Raw genomic sequence first — 23053 nt, forward strand, 5'->3', positions numbered from 1 at the left:
CTGACATGGCAGTGAAGCGAGCACCGTCGAAGAAGGTCCGCGCCGAGCAGGCCCGCCGGCCCAAGAAGAACCCCCTCATCGCCGCCGGCGTGGAAACCGTCGACTACAAGGACGTGAACCTGCTCCGCACGTTCATCTCCGACCGCGGCAAGATCCGCAGCCGCCGCGTGACGGGCCTGACCCCGCAGCAGCAGCGCCAGGTCGCCGTCGCCGTGAAGAACGCCCGCGAAATGGCGTTGCTCCCCTTCACCAGCCGGTAGGGTCGCTGCGCCCCGAGGGGCCAAAAACCAAGCGCCCCCGATGCTTTCGCATCGGGGGCGCTTTACGTTGCCCTACGGGATGGTCAGGACCTGGCCGGCGTTGATGGCGTCCGGGTTGGGGATGCCGTTGGCGTTGGCGATGTCCTGGTAGCGGTTGCCGTCGCCGTAGAAGCGCTCGGCGATGGCCCACAGGGTGTCGCCCGGTTCGACCGTGTAGGTCTGGGCGGCCGGGGGCGGGGGCGCGTCTTCGACGGCGGCGGCCTGGGTTACCGGCTCGGGGGCCGGGAGGGGGTTGTCGGTATTGGTGCCGCTGGACCACAGGGCGCTGCCGTCGGTGCCGTAGAGCACGACATTGGCGTCGGACTGCACGACCAGGCGATCGGCGCTCTTGCCGTTGGTTTCGGTGGACCAGGCCGCGCCGTCGGCCTTGTAGACGACGAAGTTGCCGTCGTCCTGCAGGACGGCGCGCTGCACGCCCTGGCCGTGGGTGAGGGTGCTCCACAGCACCTTGCCATCGGGCTGGGACAGCACCAGGTTGCCGTCATCTTGCAGAGTCAGTGTGTAGGCGCCGCCTTGGAGCGACTGGCCCAGACCGAGTTCTTCGCCGACTTTCAACGAATCGCCCACGGTGGTGTCCTTTCGGAGGGGGGATCTTCGGTAAATCGATGGCACGAGAACCGCATTCGCACATCTACCTTCGAGACTACCGACGATCGCGCGACACTCGGGGGGATACGCGCCGGACGACTCAGACATTTCGGCGTGTCTTCGCCAGAAATTCGCTAGATCAACAAAAGGACGGCTTCGAACCGGCCGTACCGTCCTCTGACACTAGGGTTGAGCCCATGTACGGGATTTGGCGACGCCGCCTGATTGCCACCGCCGGAGCCGCGGTGCTGAGCCTGGCCGTCACGGCATGTGGAAACACTGAAGACCACAGTGGTCACTCAACCACCACGACCGCCGCCACAACGATTTCGGCGGCCCCCGACCCGACCGAGGCTCCCGCGGATCAGCTCGGCCGCCCCTTCACCGCCGACCCGAACCTGGTGAATCCGCGCCCGATCCAGTTCGACAGCTGGACCCGCGTGGCGCCGGACAAGATCGCCGTCAACTTCCAGACCGGCGTCCCGGAGTGCTACGGCGTGGACGCCACCACCGCCGAGACCGACACCACCATCACCGTCGCCCTGCGCGCGGGCACCCGCGCCGACGCGGTGGGCCGGATGTGCGTCCAGAGCCTGGTCTTCGGCAGCCTCGAAATCCAGCTGAAAGCCCCGCTGGGCGACCGCAAAGTCGTGAACGCCGAGTAGTTTCGCTCGCGGACAAGCCGAGGGCCGGTGCGCGATTGCGCACCGGCCCTCGAAAGTCCTTGCCCCACTACCCTTCCGGGGGTGTGGGGGCGGTGTGGGGGCGCAGCCCCCACCTACCTCCTCACCTCAGTGGGCGAAGTGGCGCGAACCTGTCAGGTAGAGGGTCACTCCGGCCTCGCGGCACAGCTCGATGGTGTCCTTGTCGCGAATCGACCCGCCCGGCTGCACGATGGCGCGCACGCCCGCGGCCACCAGGATCTGCGGACCGTCGGAGAACGGGAAGAACGCGTCGGAGGCGGCGACCGAGCCCTTGGCGCGGTCACCGGCGCGCTCGACCGCCAGCTTGCAGGAGTCCACCCGGTTGACCTGACCCATGCCGACGCCGACGGCGGCGCCCTCATCGGCCAGCAGGATGGCGTTCGACTTCACGGCCCGGCATGCGCGCCAAGCGAATTCGAGATCGGCCAGGGTCTTCGCGTCGGCGGCCTCGCCGGCGGCGAGGGTCCAGTTGGCCGGGTCGTCGCCCTCGGCGTCGAGGATGTCGCGCTCCTGCAGCAGCACGCCGCCGCTGACCGGACGCAGTTCCGGGCCCTTGCGCTGGGCCGGCTCGGCCACGAGCACGCGCACATTCTTCTTGCGCTGCAACACTTCCACCGCGCCATTGGCGTACCCGGGCGCCACGATGACCTCGGTGAAGATCTCCGCGACCTGCTCGGCCATCTCCACCGACACCTCGCGGTTGGCCGCGATCACGCCGCCGTACGCGCTGACCGGATCGGTGGCGTGCGCCTTGCGGTGCGCCTCGGCGATATCCGCGCCGACCGCGATGCCGCAGGGGTTGGCGTGCTTGATGACCGCCACGGCCGGCTCGTCGAAGTCGTAGGCGGCGCGCCAGGCGGCATCGGCGTCGGTGTAGTTGTTGAACGACATTTCCTTGCCGTGCAACTGCTTCGCCTGCGCCAGCCCGGCCGGACCGGCCTCGCTGCTGTACACGGCGGCGTTCTGGTGCGGGTTCTCGCCGTAGCGCAGCACCGCGTCGCGGGTCCAGGTGGCGCCGATCCAGGCCGGGAACTGCTGCGGCGCTTCGGCTTCCGCATCCGCCGCGGCGGCGGCCGGAGCCGCCACGCTGGTCATCCAGCTCGCGACGGCCACATCGTAGGACGCGGTGTGCTGGAAAGCCTTGGCGGCCAGGGCGGTCCGCTCGGCGAAGGTGAAACCGCCACGCTGCACGGCCGCGAGCACCTTGTCGTATTCACCGCTGTCCACCACAACCGCCACCGACGGGTGGTTCTTGGCGGCGGCGCGCACCATGGACGGTCCGCCGATATCGATCTGCTCGACCGATTCGTCGATGCTCGCGCCCGAGGCCACGGTCTGGGTGAACGGGTAGAGGTTCACCACGACCAGCTGGAAGGCCTCGACGCCCAGCTCGACCAGCTGGTCGAGGTGCTCGTCCTTGCGGGTGTCGGCCAGGATGCCGGCGTGCACGCGCGGGTGCAGGGTCTTGACCCGGCCGTCCAGGGTCTCCGGAAAACCGGTCAGGTCTTCCACTTTGGTGACCGGGATGCCGGCGTCGGCGATCTTGCCGGCGGTGGAACCGGTCGACACCAGTTCGACGCCCGCCTGGTGCAGACCGGTCGCCAGTTCGATCAGACCGGTCTTGTCGTAGACGCTTACCAGGGCCCGCTTGATCGGCTTGCGTTCACTCACCGGAGAACCTGCTCATCTGGAATTACTGCCTTTCGTCCATCGGAGACAATGCCTCGTTCAGCGACGGCCGCGACGACTTCCGCCAGCAGCCGGCGCTCCACGACCTTGATGCGCTCGTGCAGGGTGGCCTCGTCGTCTCCGGGCAGCACGGTGACCGCCTCCTGCGCGAGGACCGGCCCGGTATCGACGCCCGCGTCGACCAGATGCACGGTGGAGCCGGTGACCCGCACCCCGTAGGCGAGCGCGTCGCGCACCCCGTGCGCGCCCGGGAAGGCGGGCAGCAGCGCGGGATGGGTATTGATGATGCGGCCGCCGAAGCGGTCCAGGAAGGCCGGGCCGAGAATCTTCATGAAGCCGGCGGAGACCACCAGATCGGGCGCGAAGGCGTCGACGATCTCGGTGAGCGCCTTGTCCCATTCCGCGCGATTCGCGAACTCGCTCAGCTCCAGCTTGAACGAGGAGATGTCGAATTCCTCGGCATGGTCGGCGGCGGCACAGTCGCGGTCCACGCCGACGGCCACGACCTGGGCCGGATATCCCGGCTGCCGAGTCGCTTCCAGGAGGGAACGCAGGAGGGAGCCGGTGCCGGAGGCCAGCACGACAATGGTCGCGGGCGCGGTCGGCGGCAACAACTGGGCTGGCGTGGTCAGCGCACTACTCCCTGTGTGTCGGAGCGGGAAGGAACGGCGAGGGATCACCGTCGCCGCCCTAAAGACTAGCTGTGCCGCCTCCCCGAACCTTCAGCGCCCGGCAGAGTGCCGCTGACCGTTGGCAACGCGTGCCGCCGGTTGGGAGCCGAGCCGATTTCGGACGTACCCGACGAGTTACCCAGCCCGTACGAGATCAGTTGTCACCTTGGGTGGCCGAGCGCGGACCCTCCACCACCTCGGCGTCGACGATGTCGGGATCCCCGCCGGAATCGTAGTGCGGTTCCGCGGTTAGGGCGGGCTGCTCTTCGACCAGTTCGCCGTCGAGGGCGTCTTCGCGATCCGGATCGCCGTCCGGGTCGATGTAGTACTCGTTGTCGTAATCCGGTTCGTACTCGTTGTCTTCGTACTCGTCTTCGTAGTCGTGGTCCGCGTAATCGTCGTCGTACTCGTCGTACTCGTCGTATTCGTAGTCGTCGTCGGCATCCGCCGCGCCCGCCCCGGCGGGTGCGAAGAAGCGCGCGGCCAGCACGCCCACATAGCCGGGCACCGCCAGCCAGACGAAGGTCAAGGCCAGGGCGAGCGGGACATTCGGGCCGATCCAGCCGAAGCTGCCCAGTTCGCCGCCCGCGAGCAGGCCGAGCCCGGCGAGCAGGACGGCCGCCACACCGGCGGCGGTCAGCATGGCCCACGGCGCCCGGGCGTGGTCGCCGGCCTTGCGGCCGCAGTCCAGGCCGCTCAGCACGCCCACGGCCGCGGGCACGATGAGCAGCACCGCCCACCAGGCCGCCGCGGGCCCGGACGGGACGGCCGCCATGATCGGCACCGCGGGCACGGGCGCGCCCTCGATGCCGAACAGGCCCAGCGAGCCCGGGCCGATGTGCGCCTGTCCGCCGAGCAGCACGCTCGCCGCGTCGACGGTCACATTCGGCAGGTAGGCCAGCGAGAGCAGCGTCAAACCCAGGACGCCCACGAAGTTTCCGGCCGTGGCATAGGTGTCGCCGATGCGCGACCAGTGCGCCAGGAAGGAGACGACGGTCAGCACCGCGGCCACGGCCAGCAGCCGAATCAGGGCCAGCGCACCCGCCCGGATGCCCGGAATAACCCAGTCCGGCACCGGAATCGGCAGCAGGTCCAGCAGCTCCCGCCAGCGCCGCGAGCCCACGCCCGCGGCGACGGCCAGCAGGTGCAGCCCGATCACCCAGGCGAAGGCCAGGGAGGTATTGGGCGCGCGCAGCGCCACCACCGCCGAGGCGTCGTCGGCCACGGCCAGGCAGACCGCGGTGACCAGCAGCGGCCCGCCGACCGCCGCGCCGGCGATCCAGCCGAGATCGGCAGGGGTGCTGTCGGGTTCGGTGGCGCGGGCGCAGTCCTTGGCGACCAGCCACAGCAGGAACGCGGTCGGCAGCAGTGGCCACAGGCCCACATCGGCCTTGCCGATGGTGAGCGGAACCTGGTGCACCGCAAGCCAGCTCGCGGCGACGCCGCCCGGGGCGCCGGTCATCCCGCTGCCCGCGGCGAGCAGGGTGGCGAAGACCAGCGCCAGGATGAGCAGCAGCGTGACGCTCGACGCCCGCGCGGCGACGATGAGCAGTATTCGCGCGCGTTCGGGCGTCAGCGATCCGAATCCGCCCCCGCCGCCGGGACGCCGGACGCGGGCGCGCGGGGCGTCCCGCACGTCCTCATCGTCCAGGCGAGCCAGGGCGGTTCTGGGGGCATTCATGGCATTCCAGCGTGGCATCTTCACCGAAACCAGAGGGTCAGGCGCGCCGGGCCGGGCCGTACATCGACAGACGGCGCGCGACCGGAGCGGCGCGGCAATGGGAACGGCCCCCGGGTGCGAAACCCGGGGGCCGTTGGCGATTCGATCGGTAATCCCGTGCGGACTACTTGTTAGCGTCGTCCTGGCCCGGACGGAACGCGCGGGTGGCGTCCGCGGACGGGTCGGCGTTCTGCTCGCCGCCGAAGGGCTGCGACTGGCGCGGGGCCGCGCCGAAGTGCTGGGTGGCGGCGTCGTTCCCGGCCGGCTGCTGCTGACCGTAGGTCGGCTCCGAACCGCTCTGCTGGCCGAAGCCGCCCGGCTGCTGACCGTAGGACGGCTGGCCGCCCTGCTGGCCGTAGGTCGGCTGGGAGCCGCTGCTGTATCCGGCCGGCTGCTGACCGTAGGACGGCGGCTGCTGGCCGAAACCACCCTGCTGACCGTAGGACGGCTGGCCGCCCTGCTGGCCGAAGGACTGCTGGCCGTAGCCGCCCTGCTGGCCGTAACCCTGCTGCTGGTAGCCCTGCGGGCCGGTCGAGCTGAACGGCTGCGGCTGGCCGAAACCGCCCTGCGGCGCAGCGGGCTTCGGGGCCGGCGGCTTGATGATGCCGGTCTCGAACAGCACCGCCAGCACGGCGAGCACGGCCTGTACGAACGACAGGAACAGGATCACCCAGGCGCCCCACTCGTTGTTCAGCTCACCGGCGAACGAGTGGAACAGCACCGCGAGGAACGCGGCCGCCGAGGCGGCGGCCGCCGCGCCGACCCAGTCCTGCTTGGGCAGCAGCGACAGGCCCGCGAGCAGGCCCGCGAACAGCAGGAACGCCGGCAGCGCCGGCGCGGACTCGAACAGGTTGAAGCTCAGATCGATATCCGAGCTGCCCTTGGCCGGCGCGAAACCCAGCAGGAAGTTGAGGACACCGAGGGCGGCCACGCCCACGGTGAGAAAGAAGGGCAGGCCCTTGCCCGCGGCAGGCGTCGTGCTCGACCCGGCGGCCGGGCCGCCCGCGGGCTGAGCGCCGTAGCCGGGTGCGGAGGAGGGCTGCGGCGCGGGCGAGTTGTATCCCGAGCCCGAGCCCCCGGTCGGGTATGACATGTCGTCGTCTCCTATCGAGTCGTTCACGAACTCCCACGACGCTACTGCACCGGACGGCCGGGGTCACGATGTACCACCGACCGACGCCGGAACGCAATACCCGGGATTCCGCCGAGCGATACGCCCAGCAGCGCAAACGTCAAGGGGCGTGTACCCAACGGGCGGTGCCCCGAACCCTCACCGCGTGTGCGACTCGACACACTCGCCGCGAAATACGAAGACCGCCCACCCAATTCGGGAGGCGGTCTTCATTCGACCAGGTAAGGAAGGCGGGGGCTAAGCCCCCGAACCCCCTTAGGGCTGCGCCCGGCCCTTCAGGGCGAGGCCCCCGGCCCCCTTCAGGGCCAGGCCCCGAACTCTTCGGGGCGGAGCCCCCGATTCCCGCTCTTGGGGGTTCGGGGGCCAAGCCCCTGAGAGTTCCGGAGAGTTCGGATCAGGCCGAGATGCTGGCCTTCTCGAGGATCTCGCGCGCGAGGGCGGCGGTCTCGGACGGGGTCTTGCCGACCTTCACGCCCGCGGCCTCGAGGGCGTCCTTCTTGGCCTGGGCGGTGCCGGCGGAGCCGGAGACGATGGCGCCGGCGTGGCCCATGGTCTTGCCCTCGGGGGCGGTGAAGCCCGCGACGTAGCCGACGACCGGCTTGGTGACATTGGCCTGGATGTAGGCCGCGGCCCGCTCCTCGGCGTCGCCGCCGATCTCGCCGATCATGACGATGAGCTTGGTCTCGGGATCCTTCTCGAACGCCTCGATGGCATCGATGTGGGTGGTGCCGATGACCGGGTCGCCGCCGATGCCGATGGCGGTGGAGAAGCCGAAGTCCCGCAGCTCGTACATCATCTGGTAGGTCAGGGTGCCGGACTTGGAGACCAGGCCGATCGGGCCCTTGCCGGTGATGTTGGCCGGGGTGATGCCGACCAGCGCCTCACCCGGGGTGATGATGCCGGGGCAGTTCGGGCCGATGATGCGGGTCTTGTTGCCCTTGTCCAGGTTGTAGGCCCACGCGTAGGCGGTGTCCTGCACCGGGATGCCCTCGGTGATGACCACGAGCAGCGGGATCTCCGCGTCGATGGCCTCGATGATGGCGTCCTTCGAGAAGGCCGGGGGGACGAAGGCGATCGAGGTGTCGGCGCCGGTCTTCTCCATGGCCTCGGCCACGGAGGCGAACACGGGCAGCTCGACCTCGTTGCCGTCCTTGTCGACGTGCTTGACGGTGGTGCCGGCCTTGCGGGCGTTGACGCCGCCGACCACGTTGGTGCCGGCCTTCAGCATCAGCGCGGTGTGCTTGGTGCCCTCGCCGCCGGTGATGCCCTGGACGATGACCTTGTTGTCCTTGTTCAGGAAGATAGACATGTTGGTTCTGTCCTTTACTTGGCCGCAGCCAGCTCAGCGGCCTTGTCGGCGCCTTCGTCCATGGTCTGAGCGAGAGTCACCAGCGGGTGGTTGGCGTCGACGAGGATCTTGCGGCCCTCTTCGACCTTGTTGCCGTCGAGACGGACGACCAGCGGCTTGTTGGCCTCGTCGCCCAGCATTTCCAGGGCCTTCACAATGCCGTTCGCGACCGCGTCACAGGCGGTGATGCCGCCGAAGACGTTCACGAACACGCTCTTGACCTGGGCGTCGCCCAGGATGACGTCCAGACCCGCGGCCATCACCTCGGCGGACGCGCCGCCGCCGATGTCGAGGAAGTTGGCGGGCTTGACGCCGTTGTGGTTCTCACCGGCGTAGGCGACCACGTCGAGGGTCGACATGACCAGGCCGGCGCCATTGCCGATGATGCCGACCTCGCCGTCGAGCTTCACGTAGTTGAGGTCGTTCTGCTTGGCCTTGAGCTCCAGCGGATCGGTCGCGTCGATATCGGCGAACGCGGCGTGGTCCGGGTGGCGGAACTCGGCGTTCTCGTCGAGGGTGACCTTGCCGTCGAGGGCCAGGATCTCGTTGTCGGGGGTGCGGACCAGCGGGTTGACCTCGACCAGGGTGGCGTCTTCCTTGATGAAGACCTCCCACAGCTTCTGGATGGTCACGGCCGCGGCGTCCAGGATGTCGGCGGGCAAGTGGCCCTGCTCGGCGATGGAGCGGGCGAAGGCGAGGTCCACGCCCTTGACGGCGTCGATCGAAACCTTGGCCAGCCGGTCCGGCTTGGTGGCGGCCACTTCCTCGATCTCCATGCCGCCCTCGACCGAGCACATGGCCAGGTAGGTGCGGTTGGAGCGATCGAGCAGGAAGGAGATGTAGTACTCCGAGGCGATGTCCTTGGCCTCGGCCACCAGGATCTTCTTGGTGATGTGGCCCTTGATGTCCAGGCCCAGGATGTTCTGGGCGTGGGTGAGGGCGTCGTCCGGGGTGGCGGCGTACTTCACGCCACCGGCCTTGCCGCGGCCACCGACCTTGACCTGCGACTTGATCATCACCGGCTTGCCGATTTCCACCGCGATCGCACGGGCGTCCTCGGCCGAGTCCGTGACGCGGCCCTCCGACGAAGGCACTCCGTGCTTCACGAAGAGTTCCTTCGCCTGATATTCGAAGAGATCCATGTACTCACCGTCTCGTCTGCGTTGTTGTGACAACGTCTGTGTTGGCGGCCCGTCGTCGGAGGCGGGTCGATCGGACTCTAATCAGTCACATGGAGCCGAAATCAGCCGCATACAGCCTAAGTGGCGCAGGTCACGGTATTGTCTCTGCGGCCCCAAAACCGCTGGAAAACCCTACTGGCCGGTAGCTTGTTGACCGCACGCCAGGTGGGACACACGAACCCCGGATAGCCATGCGAACTACTACATATTGTCGTTGAAAAGCCTCACTTGGTTACCCGAAGCACAGTGAGGCAATCCGAGGGCACAACGTGATGAATGTCACACGTTTGCGCGGAACCATGTCCATCGCTTGCTGACCCGCAATCGTTTCGTTACCGTCGATGCGGTCGATGTCACAACCCGGTCACGACAGGAGGACGGCAGGCTTGACGCAGCACAGCGCTCCGCAGGTGAAGAGCCGCTCCGCAGAGGATGCGTCGGCCCAGCTCCACCTCCCGGACCAGCTCCGATGAGCGAAGGTCCGTTCCCCTCCCGCCATCGCGCCAAACACGGCCACCGATACCGCGAGGAATCCGAGAACTACGGCGGCGCCACCAATTACGACGCCCCTCAGTCCGCCCGCGCCAATGTCGCGCACGGCGATTGGGGTGCGGCGCGTTCCTGGGACGCCGGCGACGACTGGAACCACGGCGCGGGCGACTGGAACAACGCCCAGCGGTGGGACGCCCCGCCCGCGACCGCGGCCGAGTGGGAAGCCGCCCACGGCGACGAGCGCTGGGACACCGCGGTCGCGTGGGACGGCGACTCCGCGTGGCACGACAACGATCAGGCCGCCTGGAACAACGACGGCTGGGATGCCCAGAACTCCGAATGGAATTCCGCCCCCGCCGATTTCGAGCCCACCCCCACCACCAATGGCTGGGCCGCCCCCAATCCGGATCACTGGGCCGGTCAGTCCCGCACCAATTGGGATCCGACCGCCGACCCGACCCCGTCGGATCAGTACCGTCCGGCCTACAGCTTCCGCACCGCCTCGGGCGAGCGTCTCGACTTCGCCGGTGACGGCGCCCGCATCGATCGCAAGAAACCGGAAGCGGATTCGGCCGACGAGTCGCGCCCGTCCCGCTCCGGCGGCAAGCGCCGCGCCGGTGGCGCGCACCGCCTGCCCGCTCCCCCGACCGCCCTCAAGGGCCGCGCCGCCGTGGTGGCGGTGGCCGCCGGCGCCGTGGTGGCCGCGGGGCAGACGGGCATGGAGACCACCGCCACGCCGCACACCGACAATGTCGACTTCCAGGCCGCCGCCCAGGTTCGCGATATCGCGGCCGGCGCCGAGACCGTCGGCCTCGCCGAGACGGCCCCGGAGGGCTCGCCGCAGGTGCTGAATGTGTCCGCCCCCGTGGACATCAATCAGTTCAACGACATTCTGCGCAAGGGCCAGCAGTACGCCGCGGATCTCGCTGCCCAGGAAGCCGCCAAGCTCCGCCCGCTGTTCGCCAAGTTCGCCGCCGGAAACTTCACCTCCGGCTACGGCATTCGCTGGGGCGTGCAGCACACCGGCATCGATGTGGCCGCGCCGATCGGCACGCCCATCTACGCGGTCGCGGACGGCACCGTGCTCGAGGCCGGTCCCGCTTCCGGTTTCGGCATGTGGGTGCGCCTGCTGCACGACGACGGCACGGTCACCATCTACGGCCACATCGATACCGCCACGGTCTCCCAGGGCCAGCGGGTCATGGCCGGTGACCAGATCGCCACCGTCGGCAACCGCGGCTTCTCCACCGGCCCGCACTGCCATTTCGAGGTTTGGCTGAACGGCGTCGACAAGATCGACCCGGTGCCCTGGCTGGCCTCCCGCGGTATCGGCCTGGGCCCGCAGCGCGACTGAGAAGTCCCGCCCGTCATCCCGGCATGCTTTTGCCCGTCATCCCGGCATGCTCTTCCCGTCATCCCGGCATGCTCTTGGCCGGGATCTCCGAGAACGTGGTGGATTCCGGCCAAAAGCGCGCCGGAATGACGAGGAGATCTTCCGATCAAGTCCCTGTGCATCCGGCCCGCGGCGGCAGGGCGGAGTTGTCGGTCGTCGCGAGGTAATCGATGACGTGCAGCAGGTCCGGATAGACACGGTGCGCGAGTTCCCGGGTTTCGGCGGTCGCCGGCACCAGGTCCGGAATCAGCACACAGCGCAGTCCGGCGGCGTGCGCGGCGCGCAGGCCATTGGGCGAATCCTCGCAGGCCAGTGTGTATTCCGGGACTGCGCCGAGCGCCGCGGTCGCGGTCAGGTACGGCTCCGGATGCGGCTTTCCGCATTGGACGTCCTGGCGGGTCACCACGGCGTCGAAGCGCTGGTCGATACCGGCGGCGCGCAGATGGTGGCGGGTGCGATCGCGGCCGGAGGAGGTGGCGATGGCGCGCGGGAGGCCGCGGCGATCGAGTTCGTCCAGGAGTTCGGTGACACCGGGCTTGACGGTGAGCCGCCCGGCGTCGACCAGTTCGGCAATGGTGGCCTCGTGCCGCTGGAAGAAGGCGTCGAGCGGAAAGTCCGGTCCGTAGGCGGCGACGGCGAGTTCCCGGCAGCGATCGGCGGGCATGCCGATCAGGCTGTGGCAGAACTCGTTCGAGAGCCGGTAGCCGATCCGGTCGCCGGAGACGAGCAGGGATTCGACGGCCAGGCGCTCGGAGTCGAGCAGCAGGCCGTCCATATCGAAGACGACCGCGTGCACCGGATGCTCGTTGCTCATGCCGCCCTTCCGTTCCCGTTCGGCGACAGTCGCCGCCGCACCACATCGATGACATGATCCCGGTCGAGCTCGGCCAGGGCCGCACCCACCTCGCGCCGGACCCGGTCCAGCTGCGGCAGCTCGCCGAAGATGTCGGTGCGCGCGAGGAAGGCGCGCGCCCGCAGCTGCGGGTGTGCGATCGCGGCCAGGCCGGCGAGCGCCTCGGCGTGCGGATCGATCACCTCGGTGACCGCATTGCCGGTGCCGCACAGGTCGAACCAGCGGATCCAGGAGGCGATGAGCAGTACGGCGGCCGGTGTGGGCCGTCCGGCCGCGAGGTTCTCGCGCATGGCGTCGGTGACGCGGGGCATCATCTTCTCCGAGCCATTGCGCCCGACCCGGCGCATATCGTGGCGGATGGCGGGATTGCGGAACCGGCGCAGCAGCTCGTCGACGGTGCGGTGCAGGTCCTCCGGCGGCAGGTTCAGGGTGGGGCCCTGTTCCTCGAGCATGAACTGCCGTGCCAGGGCGGCCAGTACCGGATCCGCACTGGCCTCCGCCACCGTGGCGTGCCCGGCGAGCGCGCCGAGGTAGGCGAGCAGCATGTGGGTTCCATTGAGCAGCCGCAGCTTCGCGAGTTCGTGGTCGGTGACATCGCCGACGAAGCGCGCCCCGGCCAGCTCCCAGTGCGGGCGGTCCCCGGTGAAGTCCTCGATGGTCCAGGTCAGGAAGGGTTCGGCCGATACCGGGGCGCGATCGTCCACGCCGCCGAGCCGGCTGCGGGCCGCCGCCTCGTCGGCGGGACCGGCCGGGGCCACGATGCGATCCACCACGCTGCACGGGAATTGCACATTGCGCGCGATCCAGTCGGCCAGCCGATCGTCCCGCATGGCCGCGAAACCGATTACGGCACTGCGCAATTGGCGGCCGTTGGCGGACAGGTTATCGCAGCTGATGACCACGGGCGGCACGCCCCCGCGCCGCCGCACCGCCTGCAGCCCGCCCACCAGCATGCCGATGGCCGTGCACGGATTGGAGGCGCAGCGCAGATCGTGCCGGACCGGATCGCTGCTCACGTCCAGCTGCCCGGTGACCGGTGAGACGCAGTAGCCGCCCGCGGTGACGGTCAGCGTGACGATGCGCACGCGCGGATCGGCAATGCGGCGCGCCACGCCGATCCGGTCCGAGGGCGCGTGCACGGCGGCGGTAATGGCGCCGACCACCTCGGCGTGATCGCCGGCGCTGTCCCGCAGCAGGGTGGTGTACAGGTTGTCCTGGGCCCGCAGCGCGGTGACGACGTCCGGGCGGGACATGGCCACGGCGGCGATCCCCCACCGCTGGTCGCCGGTGGCGGCCATGGCGTGCTGGGTGATCAGCGCCTGATGCGCCCGGTGGAAGGCCCCGCAGCCCAGATGCACGATGCCGGTGCCGAGTTGGCGCGGGATGTAGTCGGGCCGGGTGACGTTCCGCGGCAGTCTCGGCAGCGTTCCCACGCCGAGCCGAGGCGATATCAAGGTGTCCATGGCGGCGCTCCGCGTATTCGGAAGGAAATTCGAATGCACCGAATCGACGCTGAGCTCGGCACTGCCCAGAATCTAGAACAAGATCGGGGAGTTTTCGATGTGCCGCGGAATACAGGGTTATCCGAAAGGGGGCGTAGATAATTCGTAAAGGCGCACTTCCGTCGGTGCGAAAACGGGAAAAGAAAAGCTCCACGCCACCGTAAAGTGAAATCCCTCACGGTGGCGTGGAGCTCATCGACCCAGCTCAGCGCCGTTCATCGCGCGTTAACCGAAAATACTCAGAGCTTGACCAGGGTGCGGCTGTATTGCGGAATGAGCCGAATCTTGCCCGCCGTGCCGAAATCGATTGTCACCGTTGCCAGTGCGCCGAAACCCTCCGCGGCGACAACGCGGCCCAGACCGTATTTGTCATCGCTGACGCGGTCGCCCACCGCCAGCACCAGACCGGTGTTGTTGCGCTTACCCGTGCCGCTCGCGGACGGGGCCGGGCGGCGGTCGCCGCGGACGCCGGGACGGGGTTCGGAGTTCCAGCCGTCGCCGCGGGTCCAATCCCGCTCGAAGCCTTCGTCATCGCCCCGGCGGCGCATGCCGCGCCCGGTCTGCGACGGGGCCGGCTCCAGGCGGCGCCAGTCCATGAGGTGGGTCGGGATCTCTTGCAGGAAGCGGGATTCCGGATTGGAGACCGGCTGCCCCCAGCCCGAGCGCACCACCGCGCGGGTGAGGTAGAGGCGCTTGCGGGCCCGGGTGATGCCCACATAGGCGAGGCGGCGTTCCTCGGCGAGCTCGGTGGGATCGCCGAGGGCGCGCATGTGCGGGAACTGGCCGTCCTCCCAGCCGGTCACGAACACGACCGGGAACTCCAGGCCCTTGGCGGTGTGCAGGGTCATCATGGTGACCACGCCGGAACCCTCGTCCGGAATCTGGTCGGTGTCGGCGACCAGGGACACCCGTTCCAGGAAGGCGGCGAGGGAGCCGGGATCGGGTTCGCCCTCGGCGGGTTCGGGCAGGATGCCCTCGGCCCGGGCGGCCTCCACATTGTTGCGCGCCTCGGAGCTGAATTCCCGTGCGACGCTGACCAATTCGTTGAGGTTGTCGAGCCGCGCCCCGTCCTGCGGGTCGTCGGAGGCCTCGAGTTCGGCGCGGTAGCCGGTGCGGTCGAGGACGGCCTCCACCACATTGCCGACATCCGGGAAGTCGACATCGTCCTGGGCGCCCGCGGCGCGGATCTCGTCGAGCAGGTCGAGGAAGCCGGCGATGGCGCGCTGGGCGCGGGTATTGAGCAGGGCCACCTTGCCGTCGGCGGCGTCGCGCAGGGCCCGCGCGAACCCGATGCCGCGCTGTTCGGCGTGCACGGCGACGCAGGCCTCGGCGCGGTCGCCGATGCCGCGGCGGGGCGTATTGAGCACCCGGCGCAGGCTCACCGCATCGTCCGGATTCTCCAGGACGCGCAGGTAGGCCACGATGTCGCGGACCTCCTTGCGCTCGTAGAAGCGGACGCCGCCGACCACCTTGTAGGGCAGGCCCATGCGGATGAAGATCTCTTCCAGCGCGCGGGAGTTGTTGTTGGTGCGGTAGAAGACGGCGACATCGTTGTAGTTGGCGTCGCCCTGGTCGACCAGCTTGTCGATCTCCCGGGCCACGAAGGACGCCTCGTCGTGCTCATTGTCGGCGACGTAGCCGGTAATGAGGTCGCCGTCGCCGGAGTCGGTCCACAGCTTCTTCTCGCGGCGGCCCTCATTGCGCGAGATGACCGCGTTGGCGGCGGTCAGGATGTGCTGGGTGGAGCGGTAGTTCTGTTCCAGCAGAATGGTTTCCGCATCCGGGAAGTCGCGCTCGAACTCCTCGATATTGCGGATGGTGGCGCCGCGGAAGGCGTAGATGGACTGATCGGCGTCGCCCACCACGCACAGTTCGCTGGGCGGCACCCGGTCATCGACGGCGACCGGGATGTCGTCCTCGCCCCAGGTGCTGCCGCGGTGATGCCCGACCAGTTCGCGCACCAGGACGTACTGGGCGTGGTTGGTGTCCTGATACTCGTCGACCAGCACGTGCCGGAACCGGCGCCGGTAGTACTCGGCCACCTGCGGATGCCGTTGCAGCAGCGCGACCGTCTCGCCGATGAGGTCGTCGAAGTCGAGGGCATTGGCCGCGCGCAGCCGCCGCTGGTACTCGTCGTAGACCTTGGCCACCAGCCTGGGCAGTTCGGTGTCCTCGGTCTCGGCGTCGGCGGCCGCCTGCTCGGGATCGATCAGCTCGTTCTTGAGGTTGGAGATGGCGGTGGCCAGCAAGCGGGGCGTGTACTTCTTGGCGTCGATGTCGAAATCGCGGCTGATCATGGCCAGCAGCCGCCGCGAGTCGTCGGCGTCGTAGATGGAGAAGTTGGAGTTGAGCCCGGCCACCAGCCCGGCCTGGGTTCGCAGGATTCGCACGCAGCTGGAGTGGAAGGTGGACACCCACATGCCGGCCGCGCGCGGGCCGACCAGACCGGACACGCGCTCGCGCATCTCGGCGGCGGCCTTGTTGGTGAAGGTGATGGCCAGGATCTCCCCGGGCCGCACGCCGCGGGCGGCGAGCAGATAGGCGATGCGACGGGTCAGCACGGCTGTTTTGCCTGATCCGGCGCCCGCCACAATGAGTAGCGGAGACCCGGTGTGCACCACCGCGGCACGCTGTTGCGGGTTCAACCCCTCGAGCAATTGCTCGGCCTTCTGCTCCACCTGCTCCACCGTCGTGTTCATCGCCCATCCACGCTACCGGCGCGCACCGACAGGCATGTAGCCCGGCGGCTCAGGTGTCCGATTAGTGCCGGTGGAGCGAACGCCCGGTGAACCCGGCCGGCCGGAAACTCAGGAGATTCACAAACGAAGTCGTTTTGCTTGGCTCATCACTCGTGGCACACTGGCCACATGACCGGCGCTGTTGCTAAACGATTCACGAGCAGCGCGCACTTGGGGAGACAATGAAGGCCCAACGGGTCAGATTCTTGGTGAAGAACCGATCGGTAACGGGTCGGGACCGCCGGCCGATCCACGTTCTGGACCACGAGGAGTTGAAAGTATGAGCATCTCTGCGACGGGACAATCCGAGCCTGCCACCGGCTCGGACACCGCCTTGGAATCGGACGCTGCAGTGCCTGCGGAGACGGCCCTGCCCGAGGAGACCGCGCTGCCCTCCGAGGTCGAGATCGACAAGCTGCGCAAGGAAATCGACAAGCTCGACGCCGAGATCCTCGCCGCCATCAAGCGCCGCACCGAGGTATCGCGCATCATCGGCCGCACGCGCATGGCCAATGGCGGCCCCAAGCTGGTGCACTCGCGGGAAATGAAGGTGCTGGAGCGCTTCAGCGAGCTGGGCCAGGAGGGTCACACCCTCGCCATGCTGCTGCTCCGCCTCGGCCGCGGGCGCCTCGGCCACTAGCCGCATTCGACTCGGCCGCTAACTGCGTTTCGGAGACCGCCCCGGGTGTATCCACGCCCGGGGCGGTTCTTCGCATCTGTGCTCAGGGCAGCGCGATGTACTTGGTGTTGAGGTACTCCTCGATGCCCTCGAAGCCGCCTTCGCGGCCGAATCCGGATTGCTTCACGCCGCCGAAGGGCGCGGCCGGATCGGAGATGACGCCGCGGTTGACGCCGACCATGCCGGTCTCCAGGCCCTCGGCAATGCGCAGGGCGCGGTCCAGGCTCTGGGTGAAAACGTATGCGACCAGGCCGAATTCGGTGTCGTTGGCGGCGGCGAGGCCCTCTTCCTCGGTATCGAAGCCGACAATGGGGGCGACCGGGCCGAAGACTTCCTCGCGCAGGATGCGGGCCTGGGCGGGGATATCGGTGAGCACGGTGGCCGGGTAGTACCAGCCGGGCCCGCCCGGGGCCTTGCCGCCCAGCTTCACCTGCGCCCCGGCGGCGACGGCGTCGTCCACGAGTTCGCTGACGGTGTCGAGCTGGTTCTCGTTGATGAGCGGGCCGAGGGTGGTTGCCGGATCGGTGCCCGCCCCGAGCTTGTACTCGGCCATGGCGGCCACCAGTTTTTCGGTGAATTCCCGGCGAACCGAGTTCTGCACGTGGAAGCGGTTGGCGGCGGTGCAGGCTTCGCCGCCATTGCGGAGTTTGGCCAGCACCGCGCCCTGCACGGCGGCGTCGATATCGGCGTCGTCGAAGACCACGAAGGGTGCGTTGCCGCCCAATTCCATGGAGGTGCGCAGCAATCCGTGCGCGGAGCTCTCCACCAGTTTCTTGCCGACGGGGGTGGAGCCGGTGAAGGTGAGCTTGCGCAGCCGCGGATCGGTGAGCAGCGGTGCGGTGGCGGCGCCGGAGCGGCTGGTGGTGATGACCGACAGCACGCCGTCGGGCAGCCCGGCCGCGCTGCACAGCTGGGCCAGCAGCAGCATGGTCAGCGGGGTCTCCCCCGCGGGCTTCACGATCATGGTGCAGCCGGCCGCCAGTGCGGGCCCGATCTTGCGGGTGCCCATGGCCAGGGGGAAGTTCCACGGCGTGATGGCCAGGCAGGGGCCGACGGGCTGCTTGTGCACCAGGATGCGGCCGGTGCCCGCGGGCGCGGGCTGGTAGCGGCCGTGGATGCGGGCGGCCTCCTCGCTGAACCAGCGGAAGAACTCCGCGCCGTATTTCACCTCATTGCGGCTCTCGGGCAGGGCCTTGCCCATTTCGAGGGTCATGAGGAGCGCGAATTCCTCGGCGCGGGCGGTAATGGCCTCGAAGACGGCGCGCAGGATCTCACCGCGCTGCCGGGCGGGGGTGGCCGCCCATTCGGCTTGGGCCGCGACGGCCGCGTCGAGAGCGCGCACGGCATCCGCGGGGGTGGCGTCGGCGACATTCGCGATCACCTCGCCGGTGGCCGGATTGTGCACCGGGAAGGTGGCGCCGCCCGCGGCGTCCACCGGTCCGCCGATCCAGAGTTGTGTGGGAATGGACTCGAGTAGTTCGGTTTCGGACACCATGCGATCCAGCCTAGGCCGCTGGTCCGGGGCTTTCGGCGGTCCGGGCGAATCCGGCAGGGCGCTGTGGGCTTGCCGGGAAGTACCGGCTGTTACCTGCGCGTCGGATCCGAGGGTTGTAACCTCGGCGGACGTGAGCAGCGACATCACCGCATCGGCGGCCTGGCGGAAACTGCACGACCATCATGCGTCCATCGCCGGACGCCATCTGCGGGAATTCTTCGCCGAGGACCCGGCGCGCGGGCGCGAATTGACCGTCCGGGTGGCGGATCTGCACATCGACTACTCCAAGCACCGGGTCACCCGCGAGACCTTGGATCTGCTGGTGGAATTGGCGGAGACGGCGGGGGTGGCGCGGCATCGCGACGCCATGTTCGCGGGTGAGCACATCAATACCTCCGAGGACCGCGCGGTCGAGCATGTGGCGCTGCGCGTGCCCGCCGGGCGGACGGTCCTGGTCGACGGTGTGGACGCGGGCGCGCAGGTGCACGAGGTGCTCGATCGCATGGGCGAGTTCACCGATGCGCTGCGGTCCGGGCAGTGGCGCGGCGCGACCGGCGAGCGCATCGCCACGGTGGTGAACATCGGCATCGGCGGCTCGGATCTGGGGCCGGCCATGGTGTATCTGGCGCTGCGGCACTACGCCGATGCGGGCATCTCGGCGCGGTTCGTCTCGAATGTCGATCCGGCGGACCTGGTTTCGAAGCTCGATGGCCTGGATCCGGCGACCACGCTGTTCATCGTCGCCTCCAAGACCTTCTCGACGCTGGAGACGCTCACCAATGCGACGGCGGCCCGCCGCTGGCTGGTGGCGGCGCTCGGTGAGGACGCCGTCGCCAAGCATTTCGTGGCGGTCTCCACCCATGAGCAGCGCGTCGCGGCCTTCGGCATCGACACCGCCAATATGTTCGGCTTCTGGGATTGGGTCGGCGGCCGCTATTCGGTGGATTCCGCCATCGGCCTGTCGGTCATGGCGGTCATCGGCAAGCGGCGTTTCGCCGAGTTCCTCGACGGAATGCACCGGGTGGACGAGCATTTCAGGTCCGCGCCGCTGGCGGAGAACGGCCCGGCCCTGCTCGGCCTGCTCGGCGTCTGGTACTCGAATTTCTTCGGCGCCCAGTCCCGCGCGGTGCTCCCGTATTCCAATGACCTGGCCCGCTTCCCGGCGTATCTGCAGCAGCTGACCATGGAGTCGAACGGCAAATCCGTTCGCGCGGACGGCACCCCGGTGACCACCACCACCGGCGAGATTTTCTGGGGCGAGCCCGGCACCAATGGCCAGCACGCCTTCTACCAGCTGCTGCACCAGGGCACCGTCCTGGTGCCCGCCGATTTCATCGGATTCGCCCGCCCCACCGACGATCTCCCCACCATCGACGGCGCCGGCAGCATGCACGACATCCTCATGAGCAACCTGTTCGCCCAGACCAAGGTGCTCGCCTTCGGCAAGACGGCCGAGGAGATCGCCGCGGAGAGCACGGCCCCGAATCTGGTGCCGCACAAGGTGATGCCGGGCAATCGCCCCTCCACCACCATCCTCGCTCCCCAGCTCACGCCCTCGGTCCTGGGCCAGCTGATCGCCCTCTACGAGCACATCGTGTTCACCGAAGGGGCCATCTGGGGCATCGACAGCTTCGATCAGTGGGGCGTGGAACTCGGCAAGCAACAGGCCCTCGCGCTGGAGCCGCTGCTCACCGCGGCGGAAGACCCTGCCCCCCAGGCGGATTCGTCCACCGACGCGCTCATCCGCTGGTACCGCGCCAACCGCTGAATTCCGGTGCGAAGGCCCGGCTCAAGCGAGGCTGAGCCGGGCCAGTTCGACGCGGTTGCTGACCCCCAGTTTGGGGAAGGCCCGATAGAGATGGTGGCCAACGGTTTTGGGGCTGAGGAACAGCTGGGCGGCGATCTCCTTGTTGGTGGCGCCGGCCGCGGCCAGGCGGACCACCTGGAGTTCCTGCGGTGTCAGGCGGGCGGCGATATCGGTCTCGGGTTCGGGGACGGCGCCTTCGCCGGCGGCACGGAGTTCGACGCGGGCGTGGTCGGCCCAGGGCTGGGCGCCGAGGCGGTCGAAGGTTTCCAGGGCATGGCGGAGGTATACGCGGGACTCGGTGGTCCGGCGTTCGCGGCGCAGCCATTCGCCATAGCTGAGGGCGGTGCGGGCGTGGTCGTACCAGCGGTCGGCGGCACTGTGCGCGGCCAGGGCGCGGGCCATCAGCGCGCCGTCGGCGCGCAGCAGGCCCTGGCAGCGCAGCATGAGGCCGTCGGCCCAGGGGGTGTCGAGCGCCGTGGCCCACTCCTGGATTTCGGCCATGGCGGCGGCGGCCCGATCGGGGCGGCGCGCCCGGACGGCGGCCTCGACCAGATCGGAGAGCAGGTCGGTCCAGTGGCCGCGGGCCTGGGCGGGACGCTGATACAGGCTTTCGAGGCGGGTGAGGGCCTGCTCGTAGCGCCCCAGGCCCAGATCGCACAGGCCCAGCGCCCATTCGGAATTGCCGACGTCGATGGCATTGTGGTCGCCGTGTGAGCGGCCGGGAGCGGCGTGCAGCGTGCGTCCGGCGAGTTCGCGGCATTCGGCTTCGTCGCCCTGGACGGCGGCGACCAGCGCCAGGATCGATTCGGCGCCGGCCACCCGGTTGGGCTGGCCGATATCGGTGGCGATGCGGACCGTCTGGGTCGCGATCACCTTGGCTTCGCGCATATTGCCGAGGACGAAATGCACATTGGCCAAAGTGGCGTCGACGGCCGGGAGCCAGCCGATCATGCCGCGTTCGCGGGCCAGATCGGAGAGCTCGGTGAGTCGCTCCCGGGCCACCGCCATATCGCCGATGAGGGCCGAGTGCAGTGCGAAACCCAGTCGCAGCGAGATCATTTCGAGCGGGACGAAGCGGCTGAATTCGACCGTGCCGCGAATGGTGGCGATGCCCTCGGCGAGCTTGCCGTCGCACAGGTCCAGCGGCCCGCGCAGGGCGGACAGCAGCGGGCGGGTGGCGTCGTCCAGCGGCAGCGCCTCCAGGCGGGCGAAGGTCGAACGCACGCTCTCGAGGTCGCCGCTGGTCCAGGCGATGCGCCCGGCTTCGATCAAAAGCTGTGCGGCCCGGGCGGGTTCGATATCGGTGACGGGGACGGCCGCCTCCAGCATGAGCTGGTGCGCCCGGCGCAGCGAGCCGTGCTCGAATTCGATCAGCGCCCGGGTGCCGGTGACGCGGGCGCGTTCGACCGGTCCGAGGGCGAGTTGTTCGGCCGCTTCGGCCAAGCGCAGCGCCCGCTCGGTGTGACCCGCCTCCGTCGCGGTTTCCACCGCCAGCACCAGCCGGCGGGCGCGCAGGTCCGGATCGGGGGTGAGCCGGGCGGCGCGTTCCAGGGCGGCGGCGGCCGAGGCGTGCCCGGTGCGTTCACGCGCCTGCTGGGCGGCGGCCTCCAGGGCGGCGGCGACGGTTTCGTCGGGTTCGGTGCTGGCGGCGGCGAGATGCCAAGCGCTGCGGGCCAGATCGCCGGCGAGCACCGCGGCCAGCTCCGCGTGCACCGCGAGCCGCTGGGTGAAGGTGGCGCCGTGATAGGCGGCCGAGCGTTGCAGCGGATGCCGGAAGGTCACCGTCTGGCCCGCGATCACCACCATGCCCGATTGCTCGGCCGCGGCGAGCGCCTCGGCGGTGTAGCCGAGCCGTTGCAGGACCAGCAGCGCGATACCGAGGTCGCCGGTCTCCTCCGCGGCCGCGACGAGCATGGCCATCCGGGCGGATTCGGACTGCTCGGCGATCTGCCGTTCGTAGCCGCTGCGCAGCCGCATGGGCAGCGGCAGCGGTTCCGCCGGTGAGGATTCCTGGCCCATGCACGGGAATTCCAGCAGCGCCAACGGGTTTCCGGCGGCCTCGGCGAGCACCCGTTCGCGCTGGTCCGGGCTGAGACCGGGCCAGCGTTCGGCGAGCAGGGCGGTGGCGGCGGCGCTGTCCAGCGGCGCCAGTCGCATACCGGGCAGCCCGCTGTGCTCGAAACCCTTGCGCCCGGCGAAGAGCATGACGATGCCTTCGGCCCCGAGCCGGCGCGCGGCGAAGCGCAGCGCGTCGGCCGAGGGCCGGTCCAGCCACTGGGCGTCGTCGATGAGACAGAGCACCGGCCCGTCTCCGGAGAGCTCGGAGAGCAGGTTGAGCGTGGCCACGCCGATGAGGAAGCGGTCGGCGCCATCGCTGGCGCACAGGCCCAGCGCGCCGCCGAGCGCACCGAATTGCGGTGCGGGCAGCGCGTCGAGCCGGTCCAGCGCCGAGCTCAGCAGTTGATGCAGACCCGCGAAGGGCAGCTCGGATTCACTCTCGACCCCGGAACACCTCAGTACCCGCCAGCCGTTTCCGGCCTGTTCCTCGGCGGAGAGCAGCAGGGCGGATTTGCCTTCGCCCGCCTCGGCGGTAATCGCCAAGGCGCCGCTGCGTCCCCGTTGCGCGGCCCGGAGCAGGGTTCCGATCTGCTGCACTTCGTTCGCACGACCGTACAGCACACGCGATAACTTATGCGCCGGGCAGCGCATCGGCAAAACGGCTTCGATAGCCGTATCGGGTC

Annotated in this window: 17 protein-coding genes; 5 read left to right on the forward strand and 12 right to left on the reverse strand. The window is 69.1% G+C overall.

Annotation, left to right across the window (positions count from 1 at the left end; translation table 11 throughout):
- Positions 1–5 precede the first annotated feature (5 nt).
- Positions 6–260: a 30S ribosomal protein S18 gene (gene rpsR / locus ACFVIV_RS15375; RefSeq protein WP_040695439.1), complete on the forward strand. Its 255-nt coding sequence runs from the start codon at positions 6–8 to the stop codon at positions 258–260.
- A 72-nt stretch (positions 261–332) separates the two neighbouring features.
- Here rpsR and ACFVIV_RS15380 read toward each other — a convergent pair whose 3' ends face one another.
- The gene (locus ACFVIV_RS15380) at positions 333–887 is read right to left on the reverse strand and encodes a LysM peptidoglycan-binding domain-containing protein (RefSeq protein WP_379196567.1); all 555 of its coding nucleotides are present in this window, start codon (positions 885–887) and stop codon (positions 333–335) included.
- A 218-nt stretch (positions 888–1105) separates the two neighbouring features.
- Here ACFVIV_RS15380 and ACFVIV_RS15385 point away from each other — a divergent pair, with 218 nt between their 5' ends.
- The gene (locus ACFVIV_RS15385) at positions 1106–1573 is read left to right on the forward strand and encodes a hypothetical protein (protein WP_379196569.1); all 468 of its coding nucleotides are present in this window, start codon (positions 1106–1108) and stop codon (positions 1571–1573) included.
- 126 nt (positions 1574–1699) lie between these two features.
- Here ACFVIV_RS15385 and purH read toward each other — a convergent pair whose 3' ends face one another.
- The 6 genes from purH to sucC all read right to left on the reverse strand — a co-directional run bounded on the left by purH (position 1700) and on the right by sucC (position 9314).
- Positions 1700–3283: a bifunctional phosphoribosylaminoimidazolecarboxamide formyltransferase/IMP cyclohydrolase gene (purH, locus tag ACFVIV_RS15390; protein ID WP_379196571.1), complete on the reverse strand. Its 1584-nt coding sequence runs from the start codon at positions 3281–3283 to the stop codon at positions 1700–1702.
- Entirely contained in the window at positions 3280–3912 is a 633-nt protein-coding gene (purN, locus tag ACFVIV_RS15395) for a phosphoribosylglycinamide formyltransferase (RefSeq protein ID WP_379196876.1), read from the reverse strand. Before purN ends, purH begins: the two co-directional genes overlap by 4 nt.
- Before the next feature lie 214 nt (positions 3913–4126).
- On the reverse strand, positions 4127–5653 hold the full coding sequence (locus tag ACFVIV_RS15400) for a DUF6350 family protein (RefSeq protein WP_379196573.1): 1527 nt from the start codon (positions 5651–5653) through the stop codon (positions 4127–4129).
- 163 nt (positions 5654–5816) lie between these two features.
- Positions 5817–6785: a DUF5336 domain-containing protein gene (locus ACFVIV_RS15405; RefSeq protein ID WP_379196575.1), complete on the reverse strand. Its 969-nt coding sequence runs from the start codon at positions 6783–6785 to the stop codon at positions 5817–5819.
- A gap of 433 nt (positions 6786–7218) precedes the next feature.
- Positions 7219–8133 (reverse strand): succinate--CoA ligase subunit alpha, encoded by a 915-nt coding sequence (gene sucD, locus ACFVIV_RS15410; RefSeq protein WP_379196577.1) that lies wholly within the window; start codon positions 8131–8133, stop codon positions 7219–7221.
- 14 nt (positions 8134–8147) lie between these two features.
- Positions 8148–9314, reverse strand: coding sequence for an ADP-forming succinate--CoA ligase subunit beta (gene sucC / locus ACFVIV_RS15415; protein ID WP_379196579.1), 1167 nt, complete (start codon positions 9312–9314; stop codon positions 8148–8150).
- 508 nt (positions 9315–9822) lie between these two features.
- On the opposite strand from sucC, the gene ACFVIV_RS15420 reads away from it, so the two are divergent.
- Positions 9823–11199 (forward strand): M23 family metallopeptidase, encoded by a 1377-nt coding sequence (locus ACFVIV_RS15420; protein ID WP_379196581.1) that lies wholly within the window; start codon positions 9823–9825, stop codon positions 11197–11199.
- 145 nt (positions 11200–11344) lie between these two features.
- On the opposite strand, the gene ACFVIV_RS15425 is transcribed toward ACFVIV_RS15420, so the two are convergent.
- The 3 genes from ACFVIV_RS15425 to pcrA all read right to left on the reverse strand — a co-directional run bounded on the left by ACFVIV_RS15425 (position 11345) and on the right by pcrA (position 16292).
- Entirely contained in the window at positions 11345–12052 is a 708-nt protein-coding gene (locus tag ACFVIV_RS15425) for an HAD family hydrolase (RefSeq protein WP_379196583.1), read from the reverse strand.
- Positions 12049–13554: a mannitol dehydrogenase family protein gene (locus tag ACFVIV_RS15430; RefSeq protein ID WP_379196585.1), complete on the reverse strand. Its 1506-nt coding sequence runs from the start codon at positions 13552–13554 to the stop codon at positions 12049–12051. Before ACFVIV_RS15430 ends, ACFVIV_RS15425 begins: the two co-directional genes overlap by 4 nt.
- 278 nt (positions 13555–13832) lie before the next feature.
- A complete protein-coding gene (gene pcrA / locus ACFVIV_RS15435) occupies positions 13833–16292 on the reverse strand; it encodes a DNA helicase PcrA (protein WP_379196587.1) in 2460 nt (819 codons plus the stop codon).
- A 319-nt stretch (positions 16293–16611) separates the two neighbouring features.
- Between pcrA and ACFVIV_RS15440 the strand changes: the two genes are divergently transcribed.
- Positions 16612–16971 carry a chorismate mutase gene (locus ACFVIV_RS15440; RefSeq protein ID WP_379196589.1) on the forward strand — a complete coding sequence of 120 codons (360 nt, stop codon included), beginning with the start codon at positions 16612–16614 and terminating at the stop codon, positions 16969–16971.
- Positions 16972–17053: 82 nt separating this feature from the next.
- On the opposite strand, the gene ACFVIV_RS15445 is transcribed toward ACFVIV_RS15440, so the two are convergent.
- The gene (locus ACFVIV_RS15445; RefSeq protein ID WP_379196590.1) at positions 17054–18505 is read right to left on the reverse strand and encodes an NAD-dependent succinate-semialdehyde dehydrogenase; all 1452 of its coding nucleotides are present in this window, start codon (positions 18503–18505) and stop codon (positions 17054–17056) included.
- Between the two features lie 130 nt (positions 18506–18635).
- Between ACFVIV_RS15445 and pgi the strand changes: the two genes are divergently transcribed.
- Positions 18636–20273 carry a glucose-6-phosphate isomerase gene (gene pgi / locus ACFVIV_RS15450; protein ID WP_379196592.1) on the forward strand — a complete coding sequence of 546 codons (1638 nt, stop codon included), beginning with the start codon at positions 18636–18638 and terminating at the stop codon, positions 20271–20273.
- A 21-nt stretch (positions 20274–20294) separates the two neighbouring features.
- On the opposite strand, the gene ACFVIV_RS15455 is transcribed toward pgi, so the two are convergent.
- On the reverse strand, positions 20295–22991 hold the full coding sequence (locus ACFVIV_RS15455; RefSeq protein ID WP_379196594.1) for a LuxR C-terminal-related transcriptional regulator: 2697 nt from the start codon (positions 22989–22991) through the stop codon (positions 20295–20297).
- Between the last annotated feature and the right edge of the window lie 62 nt (positions 22992–23053).

Origin of the sequence: Nocardia sp. NPDC127526 (assembly GCF_042672265.1) — a bacterium.
Taxonomy (GTDB): Bacteria; Actinomycetota; Actinomycetes; order Mycobacteriales; family Mycobacteriaceae; genus Nocardia.